This window comes from Rothia sp. HMSC061C12 (assembly GCF_001815755.1).
Classification (GTDB): domain Bacteria; phylum Actinomycetota; class Actinomycetes; order Actinomycetales; family Micrococcaceae; genus Rothia; species Rothia mucilaginosa.
Genome location: NZ_KV821867.1, coordinates 14,615 through 16,329, shown reverse-complemented (window position 1 = coordinate 16,329; position 1,715 = coordinate 14,615). Strand labels below are relative to the sequence as shown.

The 1,715-nt window shown below is 52.8% G+C and carries 2 protein-coding genes and 1 pseudogene; all 3 read left to right on the top strand.

All coding sequences use genetic code 11. The annotated features are described in order from the left end of the window. Window positions 1-643, top strand: a 643-nt coding sequence (locus HMPREF3055_RS04650; RefSeq protein ID WP_070738280.1) for a DUF6318 family protein, incomplete at its 5' end; no start/stop codon positions are given. A 34-nt stretch (window positions 644-677) separates the two neighbouring features. After that, window positions 678-1,406, top strand: a complete 729-nt coding sequence (locus HMPREF3055_RS04645; protein WP_070738278.1) for a DUF6318 family protein — start codon at window positions 678-680, stop codon at window positions 1,404-1,406. Between the two features lie 48 nt (window positions 1,407-1,454). After that, window positions 1,455-1,715 (top strand): annotated as a pseudogene (locus HMPREF3055_RS04640) (DUF6318 family protein); the annotation flags it as partial.

The following is a 1,715-nucleotide window of genomic DNA, read 5'->3' as shown; positions in this document are numbered from 1 at the left end:
GGCGTGTGGCCAGCAGGCAAATAACGAGGCAGGCGCCTCGGCATCATCGACCGCTACGCCAGGCGAAACCGCCTCAGCCACCGGCGATGAGTCATCCTCCACCTCGGCAACCCCTTCTACTGTTCGAGGCTATTCGGGCGGATCCAAAGCACCAGATGGGGAATACCGCAAAGCAGATTCAAAGGGTCCCGCTCAGAATGTCCCCAAGCCTCCAGCACCCGAAGAGGGGTATCGAGAAAAGTCTATTTCCGGATTGGAAAAGACAATTCGCGCCTGGGCCAATTGGCGCAACTATGCGGTAGAAACTGGAGATTTCGCTGAGGCCCGACAATACATAGCGCCGTCGCTAAAGTCAGAAGTAAGTTTCTACGATGAGATGAGCGGTCTCTACCAAAAGGGAGGCTGGATTATAGACGGCCATAACGAGTTCGTATCAGAGGAAAACCCTCAGAAGGTCGACGATCAAACTTACCTTTGGAAGGTTTACCGCAAGTGGAATTTCGTTATGTACGTTCAGCCTGACGGTAGCTGGGAAACCCGCGAGAACCGAGAAATAGATAATAATTCCTGGGAACTTTCCTGCACATATACAGATGGCCGTTGGCTCATAACTGGTTTGAAGAAGATTAACAAAGCCAGCTAAAAATCACCTTCACCGATACGAGGAATGTATTTCCATGACTTCCGTTTTTCTTACCCGCCGCGCAATGTTGAGTAGCGGCGCGCTTGTGGGCGTTGGCACCCTGCTCGCAGCCTGCGGCCAGCAGGCTAACAATGAGGCGGTAGCCGCCGCCTCCGCAGCACCGAGTGAAACCGCAACCGCTGTTGCCTCTGAGTCTGCGTCCGCTTCGGCCTCAACCACCCCGAAGCCTATCGTAACTCGCGGATATTCGGGAAATTCCAAAGCCCCTGACGGAGAGTACCGCAAAGCCGACGAGTACGGTCCTGCGCAGAACGTCCAGGAACCCCGCAAGGAACCCGCACAGTACCCTGAGACTGAACAAGGCCTCTACCGCATGATGAAGGACTGGGTAGTTGCGCACAACTACGCAATCCAGACCGGTGACTGCTCCTACGCATTCAAATATGTAACAGAAGATGCAGAAGAATATGAGTTCTACCTGTATATTCAGGGTCTTTATCAGCGCGGTGGTTGGACTGTTGATGGTCTGGATAGCTACCAGCCAGAGGGCCCGCTTATCTACGATGAAGCAAAGAAAATGTATCGTATGAAGCATCGTCGGTTCTGGAGCAGCGTTATGTACGTTGAATCTAATGGTCACCTCACAATGCAGGCTAACACTGAGACTAGTGACGATACTTTCTATTTCCTTTTCACCTACTCTGATGGCTATTGGAAAATTGCCGGAAGTAAAACGGAAGAGGAATTACAAAATGAGAAATAGCCTTTTCCTTTAATTCACACACCACACCGATATAAGGAATACACTTCCATGATTTCCAACCTTTTTACCCGCCGCGCAATGCTGGGCAGCGGCGCACTCATGGGCATTGGTGCCCTGCTTGCGGCGTGCGGCCAACAGGCTGCTAACGAGGCGAGCGCCTCGGCATCATCGACCACTGCTCCGAGCGAGACCGCTTCGGCTTCTTCGGCGGCGTCTGAGTCGCCTTCGGCAAGCACTACCCCAAGAGTAACTCGCGGGTATTCAGGTAATTCTAAAGCTCCTGACGGAGAGTACCGCAAAGCCGACGAG

Bases quoted from the DNA above. Each gene is read 5' to 3' on its own strand.
- HMPREF3055_RS04645 (WP_070738278.1), top strand. From the start codon at position 678: ATGACTTCCGTTTTTCTTACCCGCCGCGCAATGTTGAGTAGCGGCGCG.